Genomic DNA, 24,744 nt, shown 5'->3' with positions numbered 1-24,744 from the left:
GATCAAGCCGGTCCAGGGGCGTCCTGTGAGGACGGGCACTCCGCCCGGAAACGCGACGGACCCCGGCGCGGAGGGCCCATCCCGGCCACGCGCACCTGGGTGCCGGTGTGCTCCTGGGACTCACCGGGCGTGCTGGTGGCGTAGTTGATGGTCATCGGCACGCCGTCGTTGGTGATCAGCGTGCTCCCGGCGTCGTCCGGGATGATCTGGCTGGTGTGCGCGTGGTCCGCGCTGACCATGACCGCGCTCTGGCGCACGGTGCTGGGTGATCGCGCCGGATATCGTGCCCGGTGAGCGAGAACCGCATCTCCCAGGAGGATTCGGTGGCGGACAGCGCAACGCGGCGCGCACGGGCGGACCGGGTGGTGGCCGAGCTGCTCGAGTGGGCGGACACCTGCCCGGACGTCGAAGCGCTCGCCCTGGTCGGTTCCTACGCGCGCCCGCCGGGAGCGGAGACCGACGAGTCCGATGTGGACATCGTCGTGGTGACCGCGGACCCGGACCGCTACACCGGAAGCACCGAGAACCTGCCGCCGGTGCTGGAACTCCCGCTGCTGCGCGCGGAGCAGTGGGGTCCGGTGGCCGAGCGGAGGTTGCGCCACGCGGCGACCGGCCTGGTGGTGGAGCTCAACATCACGACCCCGGTCTGGGCCGCGACGGACCCGGAGGTCGACAGCGGCACGCGCCGGGTGGTCGGCGACGGGATCCGCGTGCTCCGGGACCCGGAAGGGCTCCTGGCCAGGTTGATCGACGTCGTGCGCGGCGATCGCTCACGACGGTGACCCGGGGCTGCGGCGGGTGTCGAGCGGGACGGAGCCCGTCGCGTGGCCGCGCTCGTCCAGCAGCCGACCGACCAGCTTGACCGGCCGCACGACGATGCTGCGGTCGACGATGTCCAGGTCCGGCAACCGGCGGCTCATGTGCGTCTCCAGGTCCTGGACGTCGGCCAGCGACCGCTGCCAGACCGCGAGGATCAGGTTCTGCGGCCCGGCCGTCGAGGTCACCGCGCGGACCTCCGGGATGCGGGCCAGCGCCCGCGCGGTGTCGTCGAGGTGCGCCGGGGGCACCCGGGCGAAGAACCACGCGTAGACCGGCCAGCCGGACTGCGTGCGGGCCAGCTCGCAGCGCAGCCGCAGCTGCCTGCTGGCCAGCATCCGGGCCATCCGCCGCCGGACCGTGCTGGTGCTGGTGCCCGCCGCCTCGGCCAGCGCTGCGACCGGGGCCCGGCCGTCCGCGGCCAGCGCCACCGCGATCGCCCAGTCCTGGTCGGTCAGCGAGACCGGACCGGTCGCGCTGCCGGGGTCCCAGGCCATCCGCGCGGCCTGGTCGTGGTCGAGGGCGCGCAGCCGCCACCGGCTGGCCTCGGTGTAGATCCGGACGGCCGGGTGGCTGCGCACCTGCTGGAGGTGCTCGACCCGGCTCATCCGCTCCAGCAGGTAGCGGGACAGCACCTGCGGGTCCGGGGTGCTGACGGTGACCAGCACGTCGCGCCCGCCCGCGGTCACGTCGACGGTCATGGCCTGCGGGTCGGCGGCCAGCTCGCGCGCCACGTCCACCCCGCGCCCCGGCGCGCAGCTGAGCTCGACGAAGGCGGTGGCCTGGGTGGGCGTGGTCGGCGGGTAGGCGGAGATCCAGGCCAGCCCGGCGCGCTCCAACCGCGCCCACCTGCGGGCGGCGGTGACCGGGTCGATGCCGAGCACGGAGCCGATCAGCGACCAGGGCGCGCGGGGGTGGATCTGCAGCGCGTTGACCAGTGCAAGATCGACTTCGTCGAGATTGGCGCGATCGTGCATGTGAGCTGAGTTCCTGCCGCAATCCTGCATTCGGGCGAACGCGAGCGTCTCATCGCTGACCCTTCCTGTCCAGGACGGACCAGGGAGGAGCGGACGTGAGCGGTCAGGACGTCACTGCGCTGCGGGATTCGGTGCGCGAGGAGCAGCAGCGCTGGCAGGAGCAGCTGGTGCGGCTCAGCCGCAGCCTGCACGCCGAACCCGAGCTCGCCTTCGCCGAGCACCGCTCGGTGGCGAAGGTGACCGAGCTGCTGGCCGAGGCGGGCTTCGCGGTCGAGCCTGGCCCGGAGGACGTGCCGACGGCCTTCACCGCGGTGCGCGGCAGCGGGGAGTTCACCGTCGGCATCTGCGCCGAGTACGACGCGCTGCCCGAGATCGGGCACGCCTGCGGGCACAACGTCATCGCCGCGGCCGCGGTCGGCGCCGCCATCGGGCTGGCCGCCGTCGCCGACGAGCTCGGGATCCGGGTCAAGGTGGTCGGCACGCCCGCCGAGGAGCACGGGGGCGGGAAGGTCCTGCTGCTGGAGCGCGGCGTCTTCGACGACGTCACGGTGGCGATGATGGTGCACCCCGGGCAGGCCGACGTGCACCCCGCCGCCTTCGCCAGCCAGGCGGTGAGCCGGTTCGCCGTGACCTACGAGGGCCGGGCCTCGCACGCCGCCGCCGCGCCGCACCAGGGCATCAACGCCGCAGACGCCGCGGTCGTCGCCCAGGTGGCGATCGGGTTGCTGCGCCAGCAGATCACCGGCGATTGCCGGATCGGCCTGTTCGTGCGGGAGGGCGGCGCGGTCACCAACATCATCCCGGAGAGGTCCGTCGTGGACTGCGAGGTGCGGGCCTTCGACGTCGAGTCGATGTCGGCCCTGCAGGAGCGGGTCATGGCCTGCTTCGACGCCGGGGCGCGGGCCAGCGGCGCCACGATGTTCGTCGAGCCCACCGAACCGCTCTACGCCGAGCTGGTGCAGGAACCGGCGATGGCCGACCGGTTCGCCGCGCACGTCGAGGCGCTGGGCCGGGAACTGCGCGAGACCGACCACAGGCCCGGCGGCTCGACGGACATGGGCAACGTCTCGCACGTCGTGCCCAGCATCCACCCGTCCATCGCGATCGTCGGCTGCGAGCACCCGCCGCACACCCGCGGGTTCGCCGCCGCCGCGGCGACCCCGGCCGCCGACGACGCCGTCCTGGACGGGGCCGCCGCGATGGCGCTGACCGCGGTGGACGTCGCCGCCGACCCGGTGCTGCGGCAGAAGTTCCTGGACAAGCACGCCGATCGACGTGCGCGGGCCCGCGACGCCGCGGCGGGCTGAGCCACCGCGATCTCATTCCCCTGGAGGAAACCATGTCCGGCACCACGGTTGCGCAGGAGACGGCGCGCACCACCTCGCGCGGCCGACTGAGCCTGCTCGTCGTGCTCGCGCTCGTCCTGGCCGCTGCTGCCGAGGCCATCGGAAGCCACAAGGTCCCGCTCGGGCCGGGCGCGATCACCCTGTTCCCGATCATCTGGGGCCTGCTGCTCGGCGCCGTGGTCAGCGTCCAGCGGTTCCGCCCGGTCCCGGTGGGGTTGCAGAAGGCGGCGACCTACGTCGTGGAGGCGGGCGTGCTGCTGCTCGGCGTGCGCCTGGCGTTCGTGGTGGGGCACGAGCTCCCGGTGCTCAAGCAGGCCAGCGCCGCGCTGCTGCTGCAGGAGCTCGGCCACCTCTTCGGCACGGTCGTGCTGTCGCTGCCGCTGGCGGTGCTGCTGCGGATGGGGCGCTCGGCGGTGGGGGCCTGCTTCTCCATCGACCGCGAGGCGTCCTTCGCGATGGTCTCCGAGCGGTTCGGCCCCGACTCCGAGGAGTACCGGGGCGTGCTGAGCATGTACATCTTCGGCAGCGTCGTCGGTGCGCTGTACGTGACGCTGCTGGCGAGCTTCCTGGCGGGCATCGGGTTCCTCGACCCGCTGGCGCTGGCGATGGGCACCGGGGTCGGCTCCGGCTCGGTGATGGCCGCCTCGTCGGCCGCGATCGCCGCGCAGCACCCGGAGATGGCCGAGCAGATCGTGGCGGTGGCCGCGGTGAGCAACCTGGTCACCACGCTGCTCGGGCTCTACGTCGGCATGTTCGTCGCGCTCCCGCTGGCCGACCGCTTCTACCGGCTGCTCACCCGCGGCCGCACGATCGCGCCCCCGACCGCACCCGAGGTCGCCCCGGCGGCCGAAACCGGTGCTCCCGCCCGGCTGCGGCCGCTGGCCGCGATCGGGATCGCGCTGCTGGCGATGATCGTCTCCAACGTCGTGCACACCGGCGGCCTCCAGCCGCCGTCGCTGCTCGGCTTCGCCCTGATCGCCGCCGTGGTGCTGGCCGGGCTCGGGCTCAAGAAGCTCACCCGGCTCCCGGCGGTCGCCGGTACCTCGGTGCTGGCCATCGCGCTCACCTCGCCGATCTCGCCGGTCGCCGACGCGGTGCTGTCTCTGGTCGACCCGATCGAGTTCCTCGCCCTGGCGACCCCGATCCTGGTCTTCGCCGGGCTCAGCGTCGGCAAGGACGTGCCCGCGCTCAAGCGCATCGGCTGGCGGATCGTCCCGGTCGGGCTGACCTCGTTCGCCGCGTCGTTCCTCATCTCCGCGCTGATCGCGCACGTGCTGCTGTGACGATCGTGAGCGGCGGTGGCCGCAAGAACGACCACCGCCGCTCACGACGTTTTCACCGGTTCGCGGGTACGCGGCGCTCGCGCGGGCGAGCAGAGTGGACAGCCGGTACCCGACACCGGAGGGGACAGCCGTGGACCTGCTGGACTACCAGCGGCAGTGCCGCGCTTTCGACAACCACGAGCCCGGGCTGGCGCCGCTGGTCCTGGGGCTGGTGAGCGAGGTGTGACCGCTTACAGCTCCTCGACGCACGGCGGGGGCGCGCATACGTTCGGATCTCGGCACCGCAGATCACCGACGGAGGAGCGAATGACCACCGACTCGACGGGCGGCCCCGGACCGACGGCGCTGGCCGCGCGCTTGCGGGAACTGGTGGCGCAGGCTCCCGACCGCCCTGCGGTCACCGACGACCGCGTGACGGTCACCCGGGCCGAGCTCGACCGCCGCACCAACCAGCTCGCGCGCCGGTTCGCCGCGCTCGGCGTCACCCGCGGCTCGATGGTGTCGATCGCGCTGGTCAACCAGGTGCGGCACGTGGAGTGCTCGATCGCGGCGTGGAAGCTCGGCGCGATCCCGCAACCGCTGTCGCACCGCCTCCCGCCCGCCGAGCTGGCGGCGCTGCTGGAGGTCGCCGACCCGGCGCTCGTGGTCGGGCTCCAGCCGCCGGACGGCCGTCCGTGGCTGCGCGGGGACGAGGACGTCTCGGCCGAGTCCGACGCCGCGCTGCCCGACGTCGTCGGACCGGCGTGGAAGGCCCCGACCTCGGGCGGTAGTACGGGGCGGCCCAAGCTGATCGTGTCCGGCCGCGAGGCCAGCGCCGAGGCCGTCCTCTCCGGGATCGACCACCTGCGCCTGGAGCGCGACGGCGTGGTGCTCACCACCGCGCCGCTCTACCACAACGCGCCCTTCATGTTCTCGCTGATCGGGCTGCTCCAGGGCAGCCACGTGGTCCTGATGTCGCGGTTCGACGCCGACCGCGCGCTCGGCCTGATCGAGCAGCACGCGGTCACCTGGCTCTACGTGGTCCCCACCATGATGGGGCGGATGCTCCGGCTGCCCGCCGAGCGCCGGGCGGCGGTGGACGTCTCCTCGCTGCGGACGGTGTTCCACGTCGGGGCACCGTGCCCGCAGCACGTCAAGCGCGGCTGGATCGACTGGGTCGGCCCGGAGAAGGTCATCGAGGTCTACGCGGGCACCGAATCGCTGGCCAGCACGATGATCGACGGGGTCGGGTGGCTGCAGCGGCCCGGCTCGGTCGGCCAGGTCGTCGCCGGTGAGATCACCGCCCGCGACGAGCAGTTCCGCGAGCTGCCGCCGGGCGAGGTCGGCGAGCTGTGGCTGCGCCCCAGCCCGGGAACCCCGCCGACCTACCGCTACGTCGGCGCCGAGCCCCGGGAGCGCGACGGCTGGCAGTCGCTGGGCGACATGGGCCGCTTCGACGCCGACGGCTACCTCTACCTCGCCGACCGGAGCACCGACGTCGTCCTGGTCGGCGGCGCGAACGTCTACCCGGCGGAGGTCGAGAACGCCCTGGCCGAACACCCGCACGTCACCTCGAGCGCGGTGATCGGCCTGCCCGACGAGGACCTCGGCAACGTGGTGCACGCGATCCTGCAGACCACCCGGCCGCTGTCCGACGAGGAGCTGCTGGACCACCTGCGCGCCCGCCTGGCCCCGTACAAGATCCCGCGGTCCTTCGAGTTCACCGCCGAACCGCTGCGCGACGACGCGGGCAAGGTCCGCCGCAGCGAACTGCGCGCGGCGCGCCTGGACCGCCTCACGCGGGACCGACCGCACCCCTCCGCTGCGGGCTGATGCTGGGCAGGTGCTCGCGGACCAGCAGTCCGCTCATGACCAGCAACCACAGCGCGGTCAGCGCGTTGGGGACGTAGGAGGCGAGCACGCCGTCCGGCGCCAGCACCCCGCCCCCGCCGATCACGGTGATCGCGCCCAGGACCCGGATCAGCGCGACGAACCCGGTGAACCACCCGGCCCACTGCGGGAACACGTCGGTGCGCGCGATGGCCACCGCGCAGGCGGCCAGCGGCAGCGCCAGGGCCAGCCCGGCGATCGCCCGCACCACGACGAGCGCGGTGTAGGGCACCGAGGACAGCGCGAGCAGCATCGGGTGGGTGGTCAGCGCCTGGACCATGCCGCCGAAGATCGCGGTGGCGAGGAAACCGGCGGTGGCGGTGATGGCGAACCCGCCCAGCACCACCGCGGACGCGTCGCTGTCCGGGTCGGCCAGCCGGAACGCGGTGGCCAGCGTCGCGCCGAACCACATGAACAGCACCACGGCCGCGGCCGCGAGCAGCACCGCGGTCATGACCAGGCCGCGGGAGAAGAACAGGTAGCTGGCGATCTGGTCGGTGGACTCGGTGACCCGCGGGGCACCGCGGAGCAGGATGCTCGCGACGAGGGCGAGCACCAGCGAAGCCAGGCCCGCCAGCCCGCCCCAGCGCATCTCGTGGCCGTTGCTCATCGTCTCCTCCAACGGGCTCGGCGTGCGGAGAATGCCTCGACGATCGCGACCGGCCACCGGGTTGTCACCGGGGCGAAAGTCCTCAATCGCGGACGTTGTGCCCTAGGGCCGCGCCCGCGCGCTGCGCACGCTGGTACTGGCAGAGCGGTGAGGGAGCAGCACGTGGTGAAGCGGCAGGGATCAGCGGTGACGCGCCGGGTACCGGCGCGGGTGGTGGTCGGGCTGGCGCTGGTCGTGCTGGCCGTGGTGCTCGCCGTCGAGAACCGCGCGCTCGTCGAGGTCCGGCTGCTGGTCCCGGTGGTGACCCTGCCGCTGTGGACCGCGCTGGCCGGGATGCTGGTCATCGGCGTCGTCATCGGGCTCCTGGTCGGCCGCCCCCGGAAATGACGCCCCGAGCGCGCGGCCATTACGCGCGAACCGCCGGAGAACCTCATCAGGTGATGCTGGCGCACGCCGCCTGGTGACCGGCATCGGCGAGCGGGACCGTGGTGGCACGACATCGCACGAGGTGGGGGGAACACCATGATGGAGATGCCGCTGGTCAACAACTGCACCGCGACGGAGTGCGCGTTCAACGACCACGAGAACTGCCACGCGCTCGCGATCACCATCGGCGAGCCGCGGCACGCGCAGTGCGACACCTACTCCACCGCCCCGATCGCGGGCGGCGACCCGGACTCCGTCGCGCACGTCGGCGCCTGCAAGATGGCGGACTGCCGCTACAACTCGCACCTCGAGTGCCAGGCGCCGGGGATCTCGGTGGGCCACGACCAGAACATCGTGGACTGCCTGACCTACCAACCCGCCTGAACCGCCGGTGCCGGAGCCCGTCGTCGCGTAGTGTGGACGCTTGATCACGGTGCGGTTGGCGATGCGCGGCGGGGGCTTGGATGAGCGGACTGCGACCCGGCGACGACGGTCCCGAGGTGCGCAACGAACTGTCGGGCTCGGTGCACGGTGCGGTCTTCCAGGTCGGCACCTGGAACGGATCGGTCAACACCGGTGAGCCCGAGGTGGTGCCGCACCAGGTGCCGGTGCTGACCGGCGAGTTCGTCAACCGGACCCGCGAGCTGGGCCGGGCGGGCGAGCTGCTCGACCCGACGGCCGGATCGGTGCGCATCGCGGTGTTCACCGGCCTGCCCGGGGTGGGCAAGACCGCGGTGGTCCAGCAGGCCGTGGCCCGCACCGAGCGCGCGTTCCCGGGCGGTGAGCTCTACGTCGACTTCGCGCAGTTGCGCGACGGCGGCGGCACGGCCGTCAACGACGGGCTGGCCGACTGCCTGCGCGCGCTCGGGGTGCACGACAAGGTCATGCCCTCGACCCTGGCGGGCCGGGCCAGCCTGTACCGGACGCGGACCCGGGACCGGCCGGTGCTGGTGGTGCTCGACGACGTGGTCGAACCCGCGGAGGTGGCCCCGTTCGTGCCGTCCTCGACCGGCAGCACCGTGCTGGTCACCAGCAACCGCAAGCTCAGCGAACTGGTGCTGGACGACGCCGCGGTCGTGCCGGTGGAGCCGCTGTCCGACGAGTCGGGCGTGGAACTGCTCGACGCGTGGCGCGGGGCGAACGCCGACCCGGACCCGGCGGCGACGCGGCAGCTGGCCGCGCTGTGCGGCGGCCTGCCGATCGCGCTGCGCATCGCGGCGGCCCGGCTGCGCAGCCAGCCGAGCCTGGCGGTGGCCGACCTGGTCGCCGAGATCACCGCCGAGGACACCGGTCTGGCCCCGTTCGAGTTCCCGGGAGCCTCGCGGGTGGCCGCGGTGTTCACCGCCTGCTACCGCGACCTGCCCGAATCCGCCGCCCGCCTCTACCGCGACCTGGGGCAGCTGCCCGGCGCCGACTTCGACTCGCAGCTGGTCGCCGCGCTCGGGGACGGCCCACCGGCCGAACAGCGGCGAGCGCTGAGCGTGCTGGTCGAGGCGAACCTGGTCGCGGACTGGGGCAACGGCCGGTACCGCCTGCACAACCTCGTCCGCCGCCACGCGCGCGAACGCGCGGCGCAGGAGGATCCCACCGGCCGGGCCAGGGAAGCCGTGCTGCGCCGCGCGGTGGACTTCTACCTGCGGCGTTCGGCGTTCGCCGACCTGGCGGTGATGGGCCCGCAACGCCTCCGGATCACCCCGCACCAGGAGCTGCTGGGCACCGAACCCGGCCCCTTCCAGGGGGATTCGGCGAAGCAGCAGGCCCTCCGCTGGATGGACCTGGAGCGGCCGAACCTCGTGGCGGTCCAGCGCGCCGCGGTCGACCAGGGCTGGTGCCGGGAGGGGTGGCAGCTGGCCGAGGCGATGACCGCGCTGTTCGTCAACCGCCGCTACCTGGAGGACTGGGTCGAATCGACCCGCCTCGGCGTCTGGGCCGCACGCCTCGACGAGAACCCGGCGGCGGTGGCCAGGTTGCGCAGCTTCGTCTCCCGCGCTTACGCGGACCTGGGCGATCTGCCGGAAGCGCAAGCGGCGCTGGACGAATCGCTGCCCGTGGCCGAGGCGACCGGCAGTCGGCGCCTGGTGGCATCGGTGTGGGAGCTCATCGGCCGCCTGCACGACGAGCGCACCAGCGAGGAGGCGATCTCGGCGTACCAGCGCGCACTGGCGCTGTTCACGGCCGCCGACGATTCCCGAGGCGTCGCGTTCGTGACGTTCTTCCTCGGCCGGAGCCAGCTCGCGCGGGGGAGAGCGCGAGAAGGGCTGGCGACGTTGGAACGCGCGCTGGAACTCATCCGAGCGGTCCCCGACCAGCGGATGGCAGGACGGGCGATGGCGGCGATCGGAACCGCGCACGACGCGCTCGGCGACAGCGCGAAAGCCGTTGCGACGCTGGGGAGAGCGATCGAGCAGCTGTCGGCGGGCGAGGACCAGTTCTACGAAGCGCAAGCCCGCGAAGCGCTCGCCGAAGTGGCCGCCCGCCAGGGGAACCGCGACCTCCAGCGCGAGAACCTGCAGCGAGCCCTGGAGATCCACGCCACCTTCGGCAGCCCGCGCACCGCGGAACTGCGCGACGCCCTCGCCGAACTCGCCTAGCCGTCGCGGGCGACCTCCAACCGAACGGACACCGAACCCGCACCAGCGCGGACCGTCAAGGTGCGATCGGCGATGCTCCGGTCGAGAGCGCACGCGTAAACGGCGGAGGCCACCACCAGCGCGTCCGAGGTCGCCGGGTCCGCGGTCACGTCGATGCGCGGACCGTTCCGGAGCCTGACGACGCATCCCGTCGAAGTGGCGGCCGCGGTCACGCGAGCACCGGGAAGCGCCTCCAGCGCATCGGTGGTCCAGGCGACCGCGGTCGGGTGCTCTGCGGGCTTGCACCGCGCGAAAACAGCGGCCTGGTGCGGGCGGTGCAGGTTCTGCTCGTCCTCGTCCACCGCGAGGTGTCTGATCGCCGCCGGGTGGGTCTGGTCGTCGGTGTCCCGGCGCGGCCTCGCGGCTGCCGGGTATCGCCAGATCCTGAGCTCGTCCGGTGCGGTGAACGCGGTGAAGGTGTCGAAGGCGGTCACCCGCTGCGGGGACACCTCGACGTCGGGCGGCCGCAGCAGCGGTACCGCGCCCGGCGGCGGGGCCAGCTCCAACTCCCGGTAGAGCAGGTCCCGCAACCGGGTTTCGGCCTCCCCGACGTGCGCGAACACCTCGGCCGCCAGCCCGGCGAACCGGTCCGGATCGTGATCGTCGAGGATGCGCTCCACCTGCGCCAGCAGATCGCCGCGCGGATCGAGGTGGTCGGCGGTCCGCCCCAGCGCCTCGATCGGGCTGCCTGCCACGTGTTCCGCGCCGAATGCGGCCAGCAGCAGGGGTTTGCCGAGCGCTGCGCCGTAGAGGCTCACCGACCCGTGGTCGCCCACGACGACGTGGGCCGCCACCAGCGCGGCGTGCCAGCCGCGGTGCGGTGGCACCAGCAGCAGACCGGCGTCCAATGCATCGCTGAACCAGTTGCGGACGACCCCGGAGCCGTACCACGACCAGACGTTGGGGTGGACGACCAGCGCGACCTGGTACTCGTCGGCGGGCAGGGCGGCGAGCAGCTCCAGCGGCAGCGTGCGCCACCGGCCGAGCTCCGACTCGCTGCGCCAGGTCGAGCTCAGCAGGACCAGCTTCCGGCCGTCGAGCCCGAGCTCGCGGCGGTAGCGCCCCCGGAGCGGGAGGGCGGCCAGCAGCTGGTCGTAGGTCGGATCACCGGTGACCGCGGTGCGCCCGGCCACCTCCGGGCACACCGCCCGCAGCTGCCGCTCCTGCGAGGGGTGGCTGAGCACGAGCCGGACCCGACCGCTGCGCAACGCCGACACCGGGGGCAGCCCGGCCAACCGGGTGCTCCCGGTCGCGGGGTCCGGCACCCACTTGTTGAACCCGATCCCGTGCGGGAGGACGACCGAGGGACCGCGCAGGTCCTCGAAGTCGATGTTCTCGCTGGCCGACAGCGCGAGCGCGTAGTGCAGGTCGCCGACCTCGGACCAGGGCACGACCTCCTCGACCCCGGCGGACTCCAGCAACCGGCGAGCGCCCGCGCTGTACTTCGAGGTGCCGTTGACGGTGAACACGGGCTTGACCCGGAAGTCGTTGCGGAAGAACCGCATCGCCTCCAGCAGCCGAGCCGTCGAGGTGACCGTGCGACCGACCACCAGCACGGTGCGCTCGCAGTCGAACGTCCCCTGAACCCGCTCCTCGGGCGTCACGGGGAGCAGCGGACCGTGCGCATCACCGCGCACGACGGCCGCCTGCGATCGCCAACGCACCCCGCCATGCTGCCGGATCAGCGGGCGGCGCGCCTACGGAACACGATCTACGGCCTCGGGCCTCGGGCCTCGGGCCTCGGGCCTCGGGCCTCGGGCCTCGGGCCTCGGGCCTCGGGCCTCGGGCCTCGGGCCTCGGGCCTCGGGCCTCGGGCCTCGGGCCTCGGGCCTCGGGCCTCGGGCCTCGACATGAAGATCATAGCAGTGGAAGTGCGTTTTCGCTGGTAGAACGAGTCTGATCTCAATCCCCGGGAGGGGCGCCGGTCAGTCCTGGTCGACCAGGCGGGCGGGGAAGCCGCCGGTGGCGATCGGGCCCCAGCGCTCGGGGGTGACGCGGATCAGGGACTTGCCCTGCTTGCGCATCGCCGCCCGGTACTCGTCCCAGTCCGGGTGCTCACCGGCGATGTTGCGGAAGTACTCGACCAGCGGTTCCACCGAGTCCGGGGCGTCGACGACCTCGGCCGTGCCGTCGATCTGTACCCACGGGCCGTTCCAGTCGTCGGACAGCACGATCACGCTCACCCGCGGGTCGCGCTTGGCGTTGCGGGTCTTCGCGCGCTCCGGGTAGGTCGACATCACCAGCCGCCCGGAGTCGTCCACGCCGCAGGTCAGCGGTGAGCCCTGCGGGCGGCCGTCGGCCCTGGTGGTGAGCAGGATGGCGCGGTGCCGCGGGCGGACGAAGTCCAGCAGCCCGGACAGCTCCACGGTCGTGTTGGTGGCGATCTGGGGCATCGTGCGACCTTCCTCGAGCGGCTCCGGTGGTACGCGCCCATCTTGCCGCGCACCACCGGAGGAGGCCGCACCGGATCAGCCGCACCGCGCCGGAAGGCCGCCGCGGGAGGGTTCCCGCAGCGGCCTCGTCGGGTGGGTCAGTCCGTGCCGGACTCCATGGCGGCTCGGTCGAGGGAGCCGGATTCCGGGTCGGCCTGGGCGCCGACGGAGGCGATCGCCTCCGCGCCGCCGGACTGCAGGGTGCCGACCAGCTCGGTGTGGGCCGGTCCGACCAGGCCGAGCTGGGCGTAGGTCTCCAGCTTGGCGCGGGAGTCGGCGATGTCCAGGTTGCGCATGGTCAGCTGGCCGATCCGGTCGACCGGGCCGAAGGCGGCGTTCTCGGTGCGCTCCATGGACAGCTTGTCCGGGTGGTAGGAGAACGCCGGGCCGGTGGTGTCCAGGATCGAGTAGTCCTCGCCGCGCCGCAGCCGCAGGGTGACCTCGCCGGTGACCGCCGAGCCGACCCACCGCTGCAGCGACTCGCGCAGCATCAGCGACTGCGGGTCCAGCCAGCGGCCCTCGTACATCAGGCGGCCCAGCTTGCGGCCCTCGTTGTGGTAGTTGGCGACGGTGTCCTCGTTGTGGATCGCGTTGACCAGCCGCTCGTAGGCGATGAACAGCAGGGCCATGCCCGGCGCCTCGTAGATGCCGCGGCTCTTGGCCTCGATGATGCGGTTCTCGATCTGGTCGCTCATGCCGAGGCCGTGCCGCCCGCCGATCGCGTTGGCCTCGTGCACCAGGTCGACGGCGGAGGGGAACTCCTTGCCGTTGATGGCGACCGGGCGGCCCTGCGCGAAGGAGATCGTGACGTCCTCGGTGGCGATCTCGACCGACTCGTCCCAGAACCGCACGCCCATGATCGGTTCGACGATCTCCACCCCGGTGTCGAGGTGCTCGAGCTGCTTGGCCTCGTGGGTGGCGCCCCAGATGTTGGCGTCGGTGGAGTAGGCCTTCTCCGCGCTGTCGCGGTAGGGCAGGCCGTGCTCCTGCAGCCACTCCGACATCTCCTGGCGGCCACCGAGCTCGCCGACGAAGTCGGTGTCCAGCCACGGCTTGTAGATCCGCAGGCGCGGGTTGGCCAGCAGCCCGTAGCGGTAGAACCGCTCGATGTCGTTGCCCTTGAAGGTGGAGCCGTCGCCCCAGATCTCCACGCCGTCCTCGAGCATCGCGCGCACCAGCAGGGTGGCGGTCACGGCCCGGCCCAGCGGGGTGGTGTTGAAGTAGGTGCGCCCGGCCGAGCGGATGTGGAACGCGCCGCAGGTCAGCGCGGCCAGGCCTTCCTCGACCAGCGCCTCCCGGCAGTCCACCAGGCGGGACACCTCGGCGCCGTAGGACTTGGCGCGGCCGGGGATGGAGGCGATGTCGGTCTCGTCGTACTGTCCGATGTCGGCGGTGTAGGTGTACGGGACTGCGCCCTTCTCGCGCATCCACGCCACCGCGACGGAGGTGTCGAGACCTCCGGAGAAGGCGACGCCGACCCGCTGGCCGACCGGGAGACTCGTCAGAACCTTGGACATGACTTAAGACTATGCGATGGACTGCATGATTATGAAATCGGGGGTCGGTTGAGGCTGTGACCTGGGAGAATGCGCGCGTTCTCCCGGCGTCGAGGTGCGTGACGTGCGTTGCGGGGCCCGGTGGCGGGTATGCCGGGTTGGTGTCGGGACCGCCGTCGTCGCTGGGGGACCTGCACGGTGATCGTGGAATGCGGCTGTCAGCACGCCATCGGCCTGTCCGGAGTGGTGCGGGGCCTGCCGGAGGCCGAGCTGCTCGGCGACGCCCGGATCCTGGAGGTCTGCACCGACAGCAGGCGGGTGCGGCCGGGCGCGCTGTTCTGCGCCGTGCCGGGCACGCGGCGGGACGGGCGCGGTTACGCAGCCGAGGCGGTGGCGGCGGGTGCCAGCGCGCTGCTGGTGCAGCGGTTCGTCGACCTGCCGGTGGCCCAGGTGCGGGTACCGGCCGTGCGGCCCGCGGTGGGGCCGGTCGCTGCGGAGCTGCACGGCAACCCCGCCGGTGACCTCGCGATCGCCGCGGTGACCGGGACCAACGGCAAGACGACCGCGGTGCACCTGATCGAAGCGGCGCTCGCGGCCGGCGGCCTGCGCACCGGCTTGAGCTCCACGGTCGAGTCCCGCCTGCCGGGCTGGCGAAGCCCGGCGTCGCTGACCACGCCGGACGCGGTGGACCTGCAGCGGTTGCTGTGCCGGATGCGCACCGCGGGTGTGCAGGCGGCCGTGCTCGAGGTGTCCTCGCACGCGATCGACCAGCACCGCATCGACCCGGTGCGCGCCGAGGTCACGGTGTTCACCAACCTCAGCCCGGAGCACCTCGACTACCACGGCACCGTGGAGCAGTACTTCGCGACCAAGGCCGCGCTGTTCACCCCGGAGCGGTGCCGCCGGGCCGTGGTCAACATCGACGACCCGTGGGGGCGGCGGCTGGCCGCCCAGGCGCGGGTGCCCACCGTGACGGTCGGCCGCAGCCCGCGCGCGGACGTGCGCGTCGAGGAGGTCGGTTCGACGTTCGACGGGCTGCGCGTGGTCTTCCGCGAGGGCGGTGCGCCGGTGGCGTTGACCGTGCCAGCGGCGATCGGCGGACGCCACGCCACCGGCTTGGCCGCGGCCTACGCGGCGGCTCGCGTGCTGGGTGCGCCCAAGTCGGCGGCGGTCGACGGGCTGAGCGCCGCGCTGCCGCCCGGGCGGTTCCAGCGCGTGGACGTCGGTCAGCCGTTCCTGGCCGTCGTCGACTTCGCGCACACGCCAACGGCGGTGGCCGACCTGATCGCGACCGCGCGCCGGATCAGCCGGGGGCGGGTGCACCTGGTCGTCGGCTGCGCCGGGCACCGCGACCGGTTCAGCCGACCGGACGTGGGCCGCGCCGCGCTGGCCGCCGACACCGCGGTCTTCACCGCCGACGATCCGGGCGAGGAGGATCCGGCGGAGATCACCGCGCAGGTGCTCACCGGCACGATCGGGTTCAGCGGTGGGGAGTTCGCGGTGGAGCACGACCGGCGGGCGGCGATCGCCGCTGCCGTCGAGCGGGCCGGGCCGGGGGACGTCGTGCTGGTCGCGGGCCGCGGGCACGAGCGGTACCAGGCGATCAACGGCGTCCGGCGCCCGTTCGACGACGTCGAGGTCGTCACGGCCGCGCTGGCCGCCGCCGGGTGGGCGGGGCCGCCGGTGCAGCGCCGCGGCCGGACGTGCGGGTAGCTCCCGCGCGAACGCGGGAGCTACCCGGGAGGATCACCTCGTCAACGCTGCCGGCGCAGGCGATCCGGTCTAGGTCGGGAAACGCGGTGGAGGATCACCAGTGGTGGCGACGGTGCCAGTGGCCCCAATGGCCCCAGCCCCAGCCACCCCAGTGGCCCCAGCCCCACCAGCCACCCCAGTGGCCCCAACCCCAGCCGCCATCACCGTGTCGGCTCAGATTGCTGAAGACTGTGCTGACTTTCATCTCGATCCCTCGTCGATCCTGGACGAGTCCAGTGCAGTCGAATTCCGTCGAACGTTGCGTGCTGCATGGGAGCCTGCAGCACCGGTGCACTCCCGGAGCCGTCGCCGCTGGACGGGCGGAAGAGCGAGATCGCGTGCTTCTGGATCCAGCTGGATGCGCTTGGTGCGTGCGCACTGACCACAGTAGGGCCGGACAAACACGACAAACGAGAGACTTTCGCCCCGAACACGATGCGTAGCAACCGGTTGCTCTGTGCATATGCCCTTGTCGCGGGGTGTCCACTGCGGACTCCTGTTTGCGATTTCCGCAAAGACATTTGCCGAACCGGCCGAGGCGTCCGCATGGTGGTCGCGGAGGTGGTCGAGGTGGCCGAACAGTTGGCGGAGGACTACGACGTGGTGGTGGTCGGCGGTGGTGCCGCCGGGTTGAACGGGGCGCTGGTGCTGGCCAGGGCCCGGCGATCGGTGGCGGTGATCGACGCGGGCGAGCCGCGCAACGCACCCGCGCGCGCGGCGCACGGTCTGCTGGGCCGCGACGGGATCAGCCCGGCGGAGCTGCTGGCGCGCGGGCGGGCGGAAGTGCGCGGCTACGGCGCCGATGTGGTGTCCGGCGAGGTCCGCGAGGTGGGCCGTGCGGACGGCGGGTTCGCGGTGGCGCTGGCCGACGGCCGCTCGACGCGCGCGCGGCGGCTGCTGGTGACCACCGGGCTGGTCGACGAGCTGCCGGACGTTCCCGGACTGCGCGACCGGTGGGGGCGCGACGTGCTGCACTGCCCGTACTGCCACGGCTGGGAGGTCCGCGACCGGGCCATCGGCGTGCTGGCCAGCGGCCCGATGTCGGTGCACCAGGCGCTGCTGTTCCGCCAGTGGAGCGAGGACGTCGTGCTCTTCACCCACACGGCTCCGCCGCTGGGCGCGGAGGACGCGGAGAAGCTCGCCGCACGGGGCATCCGGGTGGTGGCGGGCGAGGTCGCCGGGCTGGAGGTCGCCGAGGACCGCATCACCGGTGTGCGGCTGGCCGACGGCACCGCGGTCGCGCGCCAGGTGCTGGCGGTGGCGCCCCGGATGGTGGCGCGCGCCGGTTTCCTGGCGGATCTCGGGCTGCTGCCGGAGGAGCACCCCAGCGGGATGGGCGAGCACATCCCGGCCGACACCGGTGGCCGCACCGCCGTTCCCGGTGTGCGGGTGGCGGGCAACGTCACCGATCTTTCCGCCCAGGTCGGCAACGCGGCGGCGGCCGGTGCCGCCGCCGCGGCCCAGATCAACGCCGAACTGGTGGCCGAGGAGGTCGACCGGGCCGTCGCCGCGCGTCGCGAGCCGTTCTCGGCGGCGTCCGAGGCGAAGCTCTGCGAGCTGGTCGCCGGGGACCGTCGTCACGGCTTGTGAAGGTATCGCGGAGCCACCTGCGGGGTATGACGAGCGGGACGGGCGCCGGAGGAGCGGCGCCCGTTCGACGTGCCCGTTGGCGCATTGGGGGTGGTCGATGCCTGCTGCGAGGTCGGAGCGGCTGGGCCGGGGGTTCGGCGGATGCGCGCCATGACCCGGCGCCAGTTCGGCAAGCTCGCCCTCTCCGGTGCTGGGGCGGTGCTGCTCGCCGACGTGCCGCGCGCGGAACGGACCGCCGAACCGGACGGTTTCTTCGCCGCCGCGTTCACCGACCGCGCCGCGACGATCAGCACCGGCAGCACCGGCGACCTGTGGCCCACGTGCTGGGCGGACGACGACTTCGTCTACACGGCCAACGGCGACGGGCAGGGCTTCGGCGACGGGCCGATGGCCCCGATCGTGGCGAACCGGATCGCCGGGACACCGGAGACAGCTCTGCGCGGCGAACGGCTCGCCGCGGGCGCGGCGATCGCCGAGGTGCACGCCGACGCCGGGCGGTACGCCCCGAAACCGACCGGGATCGTCGCCGTCGACGGCAACGGCGACGGCCGCGACGAGCTGTACCTGGCCGTTCAGGACCTGCGCTGCGCACCGGTCGAAGCGGCCTCCGACGACGCCCCGAACGCGAGCATCGTCAAGTCCGAGGACTACGGCCGCACCTGGCGGCAGCCCGCCGAACCGATGTTCACCGGCCACGTGTTCACCACGATCATGTTCCTGGACTTCGGCCGCAGCCAGGAGCACGCGCGCGTGCTCGGCCCGCAGGACGCCGGGTACGTCTACGCCTACGGCCTGGACCACAACTGGCGCGACTCCTACAGCGGTACCGTCCCGTCCCCGACCAGCCTCCACCTGGCGCGGGTGCCGCGCGGCAGCATCCAGCAGCGCGACACCTGGCAGTTCTACGCGGGCACCGGCCCGAACGGTCCTCAGTGGACTGATCGGGTCGCGGAGCGGGCACCGGTGCTCACCGACGAGCGGCGGATCTACTCGGACCTGCCCGAGGCCGGTCCGCGCGACCTCAGCGTGCTGTCGCAGGGCGGCGTGCTCTACAACGCCCCGCTGCGCCGCTTCCTCTACACCTCCTGGACCGAGTACACCTTCGAGTTCTACGAGGCACCGGCACCGTGGGGACCGTGGCGGCTGTTCCTGTCCGAGGACTTCGGGTGCCAGCCCTGGTCCGGCCGACCCGGCCGGATCCGGTTCGAACCACCCGGCGGCCACGACGTCCCGCGGCCGGGGGCCGGGGAACCGCAGAACGGCGGTTACGCCTGCACCGTGCCCGCCAAGTTCGTCTCGCCCGACGGGACGCGGATGTGGTTGCAGTCCAACTGGTTCCAGCGGGTGGCCCGCGGGCTGCCGAACTACAGCTTCTCGCTGCGGCAGTTCCAGGCCTTCCCGGCCGAGAGGCCCCGCGAACGCCGGTGAACCCGGACCGCCCTGCTGACCGTGTAGCGGGCATGCCGAAAGTCGACCGGGCCGCACCAGCCCCGCGGTCGGCGCCCGCCAGGAGCGCCGGATGAGCGGCGGAGCCCGCCCGAGGTCCATCGAGGTCGCCGAGTTCTTCGCCGATCCGGCCTTCGCCGACGCGTCGATCTCGCCGGACGGCACCCGGATCGCCTACTCGGCGCCGAAGCACGGCCGGATGAACGTGTGGGTGCGCCGCGTCGACGAGGAGCACGAGGACGCGGTCTGCGTGACCAACGACGCCCGGCGCGGCATCAAGTCCCACTGGTGGGCCGACGATCCGCGCTGGCTGCTGTACCTGCAGGACGCCGGCGGCAACGAGGACTGGCACCTGCACCGGGTCGACCTCGACGCGCCGGGCTGCCCGGCGGTCGACCTGACCCCGCTGCCGCCGGGTTCGCGCGTGTTCGCCGTCGATCCGGGCAAACCGGCGCGGGGGAGCGTGCTGGTCTGGATGAACCGGCGCCCGGCGAGCATCGACCTGTTCCGCGTCGACGTCGCCACCGGCGAGACGGCCCTGCACCTGGAGCAGCCCGAACCGGGCGTCACCGTCCTGCTCGACCGGGACGGCGAGGCGGCGTTCCACTCGGTGCTGGCCGACGACGGCACCTGCGAGTTCTCCGCGATCGACCGCCGCACCGGGCGCAAGCGCCTCCTGCACCGCCTGGGCGGGCCGGAGCACCCGCTGGGGCCGCCGCTGCAGGAGGTGACGCCCGACGGGAACGGCCTGCTGGTCGGCAGCTACCAGGATTCCGACGACCTGCGCCTCGTCCGCATCGACCGGGAGACCGGCGCGGAGACCGCGGTCGCCGCCGTGGACGGCCGCAGCCTGTGCACCGCGGGCCCGACCGTGCTCACCAGCAGGTGGACCGGGGAGGTCATCGCGGCCCGCTTCACCGGCGACCGCCCGCGGATCGAGGTCCTGGACCCGCACTTCGCCGAGGTGCACGCCGCGCTGTCGGAGCTCTCCGACGGCGTGCTGCACTCGGTGTCGTCGGACGAGACCGAGCAGCGCTGGACCGCCACCTTCGTCGGCGACCGCGAACCCGGTGCGACCTGGTTCTACGACCACAGCACGGGGGAGAGCCGACTGCTGTTCCGCGCGCACCCCCAGCTGGATCCGACCGATCTGGCCCCGATGACCGCCGTGCGCTTCCCGGCCCGCGACGGTCTTCCGCTGCACGCGTTCCTGACGCTGCCGGTCGGGGCCGCGGCCGAGAAGCTGCCGATGGTGCTGCTCGTGCACGACGGGCCGTGGTACCACGACTCGTGGACCTACCACCCGACGGTGCAGTTCCTGGCCAACCGCGGGTACGCGGTGCTGCAGGTGAACTTCCGCGGCTCCACGGGACACGGCAAGCGGCACCTCACCGCGGCGGTCGGCGAGTTCGCCGGGAAGATGCACGACGACCTCGTCGACGCCGCCGACTGGGCGGTGGCCCAGGGCTACGCCGACCCGGACCGCATCGCCGTCGTCGGCAGCGCCTACGGCGGCTACGCGGCGCTCGTCGGTGCTGCGGTCACCCCGGACCGCTTCGCCGCGGCGGTGGACCACGCGGGCATCGCGAACCTGGCGAACTTCGTGCGCACGCTGCCGCCGTTCGCCAGACCCGCCCTGGCCAACAGCTGGTACCGCTACGTCGGCGACCCGGAGGACCCCGCGCGGGAAGCGGACCTGCTGGCGCGCTCGCCCAGCACCATGGTCGACCGGATCCGCACCCCGCTGCTGGTCGTCCAGAGCGCCGACGACGTCCGCGCGGTCCAGGACGAGTCCGACGACATCGTCGGGCCGTTGCGGGAACGCGGTGCGCCCGTGGAGCACGTCGTCGCCTTCGGCGAGGACGGCCCCGAGCACCAGGTCCTGCTGCACCGCGCGATCGAGAAGCACCTGGCCGAGCACCTCGGCTGACCGTCCTCGGTGGACCGCCGCGTCCGATTCGGCCCGAAGTCCTGGCCTCCGCCGCGCGCAGCGGGCAAGATCTGCTGTCGTCCACCGGGAAAGGACCTTGGGAGGAGAGGCTGTGAGACCAGGTCGGTTCGGCCGCCGCGCGGCGGCGTTGGGGACAGCGGTGCTGGCCACCGCCGCGCTGTCGGGAGCACCGGTGAGCGCGGCACCCGCCACCGTGGACGTCCGGCTGATCACGTTCAACGATCTGCACGGCAACCTGGACCCGCCCGCGGGCTCGTCGGGGCGGGTGACGCTGCCCGACGGCGGGACGGTCGACGCCGGTGGCGCGGCCTACCTGGCCGCGCACGTGGCCGACCTGCGCGGTCAGGTGCGCAACTCGCTGGTGCTGTCCGCCGGGGACAACATCGGTGCCTCGCCGGTGAACTCGGCGCTGTTCCACGACGAGCCGACCGTCGAGTTCCTCAACCAGCTCGGCGTCGCCGCCTCCGTCGTCGGCAACCACGAGTTCGACGAGGGCTACGCCGAGCTGCGGCGCATGCAGTCCGGCGGGTGCCACCCCGAGGACGGCTGCCAGTTCCGCGAGTCCTACGGCGGCGCGGACTTTCCGCAGCTGGGCGCCAACGTCACCTTCGACGACGGCCGCCCCGCGCTGATGCCGTTCAGCGTCGAGCGCGTCCAAGGCGTGCCGATCGGCATCATCGGCGTGACGCTGGAAGACCTGCCCGCGATGGTCACCCCGGAAGCGGTGCGGGGCCTGAAGTTCGGCGACGAGGTCGAGGCCATCGACCGCACCGCCGACCTGCTGACGCGGCTCGGCGTCAACGCGCAGGTCGTGCTGCTGCACCAGGGCGACAACACCGAGGGCGGCGGACCCGACGACTGCCGCGTGACACCGGGCCCGGCCTCGGAGATCGCCGCGCACGCCTCGCCCGCGGTCGACGTCATCTTCACCGGGCACAGCCACCAGCAGTACAACTGCGTGATCGACGACCCGGCGGGCAACCCGCGGACCGTGCTGCAGGGTGCGTCCTTCGGCCGCCTGCTGTCGGTGGCCGACCTGACGATCGACCGGCGCAGCAACGACGTGGTGCGCCCGGCGACGAAGGCGCACAACCGGATCGTCACCCGCGACGTGCCCGCGGATCCCGCCGCGCAGGCGCTGATCGACGAGGCCACCGGCAAGGCCGCGCCGATCGCCAACCGCAAGGTCGGCACGATCACCGGCGACCTGCTCCGCGCGGGCGCCCCGTCCGGTGAATCCCCGCTCGGCGACGTGCTCGCCGACGCGCAGCTGGCGGCCACCCAGGGCAACGGCGCGCAGATCGCGATGACCAACCCCGGCGGCATCCGGACCGACCTGGTGCACGCCTCCTCACCGGCGGGCGAGGGCGACGGCGTGGTCACCTACGGCGAGGCCTACGCGGTCCAGCCGTTCGGCAACGTCATGCAGACCCTGACGCTGACCGGCGCGCAGCTGAAGAACGTGCTCGAGCAGCAGTGGCAGCCGGAAGCCACGCGCATCCTGCAGGTGTCGTCCACGTTGCACTACACCTACTCGGCATCGGCGCCGGTCGGGTCGAAGGTCTCCGACCTCACCGTCGCCGGGCAACCGGTCGACCCGGGCGCGAGCTACCGGGTCTCGGTGAACAACTTCCTCGCCGCGGGTGGGGACGGCTTCACCGGGTTCACCGAGGGCACCGACCTCACCGGCGGCCCGGTCGACCTGGACGCGCTCGTCGACTACCTGGGCGCGCACCCGGACATCGCGCCGCCCCCGGCCGACCGGATCACCGCAGTGCCGTAGTCCCCGCGGGTCAGGGGCGCGCCGTCGGCGCGCCCCCGGCCTCGGCGCGGAGTTCGCGGAGCTCGGACCGCAGCTCGCGCACCTCGCCGAGCAGCTGGCGGACGGTCTCCCCGTCGTCGTCCCGCTCCTTGCCGACCTGCGACTCCATCGCCGACACCGCGACCGCGATGAACAGGTTGAGCACGGTGAACGTGGTGACCGCGATGTAGCCGATGAAGAAGATCCAGGCCAGCGGTTCGGCCTCCATGACGCTGCGCGCCACCTCCGACCAGGCCTCGCCGGTCATCACCTGGAACAGGGTGAACAGCGAGTCGCCGAGGTCGCCGAAGTACTCCGGGGCGATGGCGCTGAACAGCTTGGTGGCGATCACCGAGCCCACGTAGAGGATCAGCACGAGCAGCGCGGCGATCGAGGCCATCCCGGGCACGGCCGTCAGCAGGGCGCCGACCACCCGCCGCATGTTCGGGACCGCCGAGATCAACCGCAGCACGCGCAGGACGCGCAGCGCCCGCAGGACGCCGAAGGTCCCCGTCGTGGGCAGCAGCGAGATGCCGACGACGACGGCGTCGAAGCAGTTCCACGGGTCCCGGAAGAACCGCCAGCCGTGGGCGTAGAGCCGGGCGGCGAGCTCCACTGTGAACACCGCGAGCGCGATCCGGTCCACCGCGTGCAGCAGCCAGCCGTAGCTGGCCATCAGCCCCGCCGAGGTCTCGCAGCCGAGGGTGAAGGCGTTGACGAGGATGACCGCGATGATGACTCGCTGGAACGCCGGTGCGTCGACCAGCGTGCGGACGCGTTCACGCGTGTTCACCGGAAACTCCTGGCAGGGCTGTGCTCGACGGAAGGTGTTGATCAACTTAGCGGCCGGGCCCGACGCCCGTTGCGCGCGATGACCGGAATGTCGCGCAGCGCACAGCGGGGCGCCGGACCTGCGGTCGGCGCCCCGCCGCAGCCCGGGATCAGAACTCCTCGTCGTCCTCGAAGGCCTCGTCCAGCACCTCGCCGATGACCATCCCGCCGACGATGCCCGCACCCGCGCCGAGCGCGGCACCGGCGACCGCGCCGCCGATCCCGGAACCCCGCCGTTGCTGGAGGTGGCCGTGCTCGTGGTCGGCCAGACCGGCACGTGCCTGGGAGACCTGCTCCAGCCAGGTCTGGATCCGCCCGGTCCAGTCGGTGGTCAGCGCCTCCTCGTGGCCGACCCGGAAGCGGCCGAAGTCCTCCTCGACCCCCGGGGTCGGGATCCCGCTGCGCTTGCCCGCGTCGAGGCACACGGTCAGGCCGTCGGCGTCCGCGACGAAGGTCAGCCAGACGTCGTGGAGGCGCCCGGCGTACTGCGGCGGTGGGAAGAACTCGATCTCCTGGACGAACGGCAGCTCACGCGGCACGCCGGGAACCCGGCCGTGCCCCAGGCCGGTGCCGTGGAACTGGAGGCCGAGCTGTCCGATCGCGTCCAGGACCACTGCCTGCGCGGGCAGCGGCTCGATCGCGATCGGGTCGAGGTCGCTCTTGCTGGCGACCTCCGCGATGCGCAGCTCGGTGTGCACGCCGAGACCGATGCCGTCCAGCACCATCCCCCGCACGTTGGTGATCGGCACGTCCCACGGCACGGGCAGTTCGAACGGGATGACCTTCTGCTCGCCCCCGCGCAGCTGGAAGGCCCCGGCTATCTCGGCGCGGTGGAGCTCGACGGCGACCGGATCCTCGTAGCCGGTCTCGACGTGCGCGGCGAAGCTCAGCGCGACGTGCTCGACGGCGATGTCCTGCTTGCCCGCGGCGATGCGGACCTCCCCGGCGAGGTTCTGGCCGGGGTGCACGTAGGGCTGCTGGAGCACGGTGTCGACGGACGGGGCGCCGATCCCGAGCGCGCCCAAGAGCTTCTTGAAGACCATTCCTGCGGTCCCTTTCTCGCGGTTCGTGGTCGTGCGGTGCGGTGGGAAGGATTGGACGGTCCACAGCGGATGGTGATCAGCGCCAGGACCTCCGTGACCACTGGAACGGATCACCCGATCGACAAGTTCCGGACGAACCCGACGAAGATCGTGATCAGCGCAACATCACCCATCGGGGCGATCTGGGGCCTCGTCGCGACGGGCCTGTTCAGTTCCGAGCGGGCCCGAATAGCCCGAAAGTGTGATCTGGATCAACTTCGCTCGACTCCGAGATCTCCCGTCCGGGCTATACTGCGTGTCCCTTTTCTCCATTTCGTCTCGAGGAGTGACGGCTTCAGTGCCTGCGGCACCATCCCCTGATGGGGGAAGTACCGGGCCGGGGTGTTTTCCCGGCGTTTTTGAGTTGGTGTGCGGTCGCCGGTGGGGTGGCCGGTGATGGATGTTG

The 24,744-nt window shown here is 72.7% G+C and carries 21 protein-coding genes; 12 read left to right on the top strand and 9 right to left on the bottom strand.

The window, feature by feature from the left end:
• Nucleotides 1–2: 2 nt before the first annotated feature.
• Nucleotides 3–257, bottom strand: coding sequence for a hypothetical protein (locus F1721_RS21755; protein ID WP_246155235.1), 255 nt, complete (start codon nucleotides 255–257; stop codon nucleotides 3–5).
• A 33-nt stretch (nucleotides 258–290) separates the two neighbouring features.
• Between F1721_RS21755 and F1721_RS21750 the strand changes: the two genes are divergently transcribed.
• Nucleotides 291–782, top strand: a complete 492-nt coding sequence (locus F1721_RS21750; protein WP_211840561.1) for a nucleotidyltransferase domain-containing protein — start codon at nucleotides 291–293, stop codon at nucleotides 780–782.
• On the opposite strand, the gene F1721_RS21745 is transcribed toward F1721_RS21750, so the two are convergent.
• Nucleotides 771–1,793, bottom strand: coding sequence for an Lrp/AsnC family transcriptional regulator (locus tag F1721_RS21745; RefSeq protein WP_170301565.1), 1,023 nt, complete (start codon nucleotides 1,791–1,793; stop codon nucleotides 771–773). The two genes, F1721_RS21750 and F1721_RS21745, sit on opposite strands and share 12 nt — an antisense overlap.
• Nucleotides 1,794–1,888: 95 nt before the next feature.
• Between F1721_RS21745 and F1721_RS21740 the strand changes: the two genes are divergently transcribed.
• From F1721_RS21740 to F1721_RS21730, 3 genes are all read left to right on the top strand, one after another.
• On the top strand, nucleotides 1,889–3,100 hold the full coding sequence (locus tag F1721_RS21740; protein WP_150068604.1) for a M20 family metallopeptidase: 1,212 nt from the start codon (nucleotides 1,889–1,891) through the stop codon (nucleotides 3,098–3,100).
• Between the two features lie 32 nt (nucleotides 3,101–3,132).
• Complete coding sequence (locus tag F1721_RS21735; RefSeq protein ID WP_150068603.1) at nucleotides 3,133–4,422, top strand: DUF3100 domain-containing protein; 1,290 nt, start codon at nucleotides 3,133–3,135, stop codon at nucleotides 4,420–4,422.
• 306 nt (nucleotides 4,423–4,728) lie between these two features.
• On the top strand, nucleotides 4,729–6,234 hold the full coding sequence (locus F1721_RS21730; protein ID WP_150068602.1) for an AMP-binding protein: 1,506 nt from the start codon (nucleotides 4,729–4,731) through the stop codon (nucleotides 6,232–6,234).
• Here the strand turns inward: F1721_RS21730 and F1721_RS21725 are convergent.
• Nucleotides 6,197–6,901 carry a hypothetical protein gene (locus tag F1721_RS21725; RefSeq protein WP_150068601.1) on the bottom strand — a complete coding sequence of 235 codons (705 nt, stop codon included), beginning with the start codon at nucleotides 6,899–6,901 and terminating at the stop codon, nucleotides 6,197–6,199. The genes F1721_RS21730 and F1721_RS21725 overlap by 38 nt on opposite strands.
• Nucleotides 6,902–7,063: 162 nt before the next feature.
• On the opposite strand from F1721_RS21725, the gene F1721_RS21720 reads away from it, so the two are divergent.
• The 3 genes from F1721_RS21720 (at nucleotide 7,064) to F1721_RS21710 (ending at nucleotide 9,918) form a co-directional block, all read left to right on the top strand.
• Nucleotides 7,064–7,288 (top strand): LapA family protein, encoded by a 225-nt coding sequence (locus F1721_RS21720; protein WP_150068600.1) that lies wholly within the window; start codon nucleotides 7,064–7,066, stop codon nucleotides 7,286–7,288.
• 135 nt (nucleotides 7,289–7,423) lie between these two features.
• The gene (locus F1721_RS21715; protein ID WP_342782939.1) at nucleotides 7,424–7,711 is read left to right on the top strand and encodes a DUF1540 domain-containing protein; all 288 of its coding nucleotides are present in this window, start codon (nucleotides 7,424–7,426) and stop codon (nucleotides 7,709–7,711) included.
• Nucleotides 7,712–7,791: 80 nt separating this feature from the next.
• The gene (locus F1721_RS21710; protein WP_150068599.1) at nucleotides 7,792–9,918 is read left to right on the top strand and encodes a tetratricopeptide repeat protein; all 2,127 of its coding nucleotides are present in this window, start codon (nucleotides 7,792–7,794) and stop codon (nucleotides 9,916–9,918) included.
• On the opposite strand, the gene F1721_RS21705 is transcribed toward F1721_RS21710, so the two are convergent.
• The 3 genes from F1721_RS21705 to argG all read right to left on the bottom strand — a co-directional run bounded on the left by F1721_RS21705 (nucleotide 9,915) and on the right by argG (nucleotide 13,906).
• Complete coding sequence (locus tag F1721_RS21705) at nucleotides 9,915–11,621, bottom strand: hypothetical protein (RefSeq protein WP_150068598.1); 1,707 nt, start codon at nucleotides 11,619–11,621, stop codon at nucleotides 9,915–9,917. The genes F1721_RS21710 and F1721_RS21705 overlap by 4 nt on opposite strands.
• Before the next feature lie 261 nt (nucleotides 11,622–11,882).
• Entirely contained in the window at nucleotides 11,883–12,350 is a 468-nt protein-coding gene (locus F1721_RS21695; protein ID WP_150068597.1) for a PPOX class F420-dependent oxidoreductase, read from the bottom strand.
• Between the two features lie 137 nt (nucleotides 12,351–12,487).
• Nucleotides 12,488–13,906, bottom strand: a complete 1,419-nt coding sequence (gene argG / locus F1721_RS21690; protein ID WP_150068596.1) for an argininosuccinate synthase — start codon at nucleotides 13,904–13,906, stop codon at nucleotides 12,488–12,490.
• Nucleotides 13,907–14,083: 177 nt separating this feature from the next.
• Between argG and F1721_RS21685 the strand changes: the two genes are divergently transcribed.
• From F1721_RS21685 to F1721_RS21665, 5 genes are all read left to right on the top strand, one after another.
• Nucleotides 14,084–15,598: a UDP-N-acetylmuramoyl-L-alanyl-D-glutamate--2,6-diaminopimelate ligase gene (locus tag F1721_RS21685; protein WP_170301564.1), complete on the top strand. Its 1,515-nt coding sequence runs from the start codon at nucleotides 14,084–14,086 to the stop codon at nucleotides 15,596–15,598.
• A gap of 585 nt (nucleotides 15,599–16,183) precedes the next feature.
• Complete coding sequence (locus F1721_RS21680; protein WP_150068594.1) at nucleotides 16,184–17,227, top strand: NAD(P)/FAD-dependent oxidoreductase; 1,044 nt, start codon at nucleotides 16,184–16,186, stop codon at nucleotides 17,225–17,227.
• 150 nt (nucleotides 17,228–17,377) lie between these two features.
• Entirely contained in the window at nucleotides 17,378–18,655 is a 1,278-nt protein-coding gene (locus tag F1721_RS21675) for a glycoside hydrolase family 183 protein (RefSeq protein ID WP_170301563.1), read from the top strand.
• A gap of 91 nt (nucleotides 18,656–18,746) precedes the next feature.
• The gene (locus F1721_RS21670; protein ID WP_150068592.1) at nucleotides 18,747–20,603 is read left to right on the top strand and encodes a S9 family peptidase; all 1,857 of its coding nucleotides are present in this window, start codon (nucleotides 18,747–18,749) and stop codon (nucleotides 20,601–20,603) included.
• A 148-nt stretch (nucleotides 20,604–20,751) separates the two neighbouring features.
• Nucleotides 20,752–22,407, top strand: coding sequence for a bifunctional metallophosphatase/5'-nucleotidase (locus F1721_RS21665; RefSeq protein WP_246155254.1), 1,656 nt, complete (start codon nucleotides 20,752–20,754; stop codon nucleotides 22,405–22,407).
• Nucleotides 22,408–22,417: 10 nt separating this feature from the next.
• Here the strand turns inward: F1721_RS21665 and F1721_RS21660 are convergent, their stop codons facing one another.
• The 3 genes from F1721_RS21660 to F1721_RS34810 all read right to left on the bottom strand — a co-directional run.
• Nucleotides 22,418–23,218 carry an ion transporter gene (locus F1721_RS21660; RefSeq protein ID WP_150068590.1) on the bottom strand — a complete coding sequence of 267 codons (801 nt, stop codon included), beginning with the start codon at nucleotides 23,216–23,218 and terminating at the stop codon, nucleotides 22,418–22,420.
• 148 nt (nucleotides 23,219–23,366) lie between these two features.
• Complete coding sequence (locus F1721_RS21655) at nucleotides 23,367–24,299, bottom strand: sporulation protein (protein ID WP_150068589.1); 933 nt, start codon at nucleotides 24,297–24,299, stop codon at nucleotides 23,367–23,369.
• A 251-nt stretch (nucleotides 24,300–24,550) separates the two neighbouring features.
• The coding region (locus tag F1721_RS34810) for a hypothetical protein (protein ID WP_211840560.1) at nucleotides 24,551–24,744 on the bottom strand (194 nt) is incomplete at its 5' end.

It is taken from the genome of Saccharopolyspora hirsuta (assembly GCF_008630535.1).
Lineage (GTDB): Bacteria > Actinomycetota > Actinomycetes > Mycobacteriales > Pseudonocardiaceae > Saccharopolyspora > Saccharopolyspora hirsuta.
This window is presented reverse-complemented; position numbering and strand designations above follow the sequence as displayed.

Coding starts and splice junctions, on each gene's coding strand:
- F1721_RS21745 (WP_170301565.1), bottom strand. CDS start 1,793: ATGCACGATCGCGCCAATCTCGACGAAGTCGATCTTGCACTGGTCAAC.
- F1721_RS21735 (WP_150068603.1), top strand. CDS start 3,133: ATGTCCGGCACCACGGTTGCGCAGGAGACGGCGCGCACCACCTCGCGC.
- F1721_RS21730 (WP_150068602.1), top strand. CDS start 4,729: ATGACCACCGACTCGACGGGCGGCCCCGGACCGACGGCGCTGGCCGCG.
- F1721_RS21725 (WP_150068601.1), bottom strand. CDS start 6,901: ATGAGCAACGGCCACGAGATGCGCTGGGGCGGGCTGGCGGGCCTGGCT.
- F1721_RS21715 (WP_342782939.1), top strand. CDS start 7,424: ATGATGGAGATGCCGCTGGTCAACAACTGCACCGCGACGGAGTGCGCG.
- F1721_RS21710 (WP_150068599.1), top strand. CDS start 7,792: ATGAGCGGACTGCGACCCGGCGACGACGGTCCCGAGGTGCGCAACGAA.
- F1721_RS21695 (WP_150068597.1), bottom strand. CDS start 12,350: ATGCCCCAGATCGCCACCAACACGACCGTGGAGCTGTCCGGGCTGCTG.
- argG (WP_150068596.1), bottom strand. CDS start 13,906: ATGTCCAAGGTTCTGACGAGTCTCCCGGTCGGCCAGCGGGTCGGCGTC.
- F1721_RS21680 (WP_150068594.1), top strand. CDS start 16,184: ATGGTGGTCGCGGAGGTGGTCGAGGTGGCCGAACAGTTGGCGGAGGAC.
- F1721_RS21675 (WP_170301563.1), top strand. CDS start 17,378: ATGACCCGGCGCCAGTTCGGCAAGCTCGCCCTCTCCGGTGCTGGGGCG.
- F1721_RS21670 (WP_150068592.1), top strand. CDS start 18,747: ATGAGCGGCGGAGCCCGCCCGAGGTCCATCGAGGTCGCCGAGTTCTTC.
- F1721_RS21655 (WP_150068589.1), bottom strand. CDS start 24,299: ATGGTCTTCAAGAAGCTCTTGGGCGCGCTCGGGATCGGCGCCCCGTCC.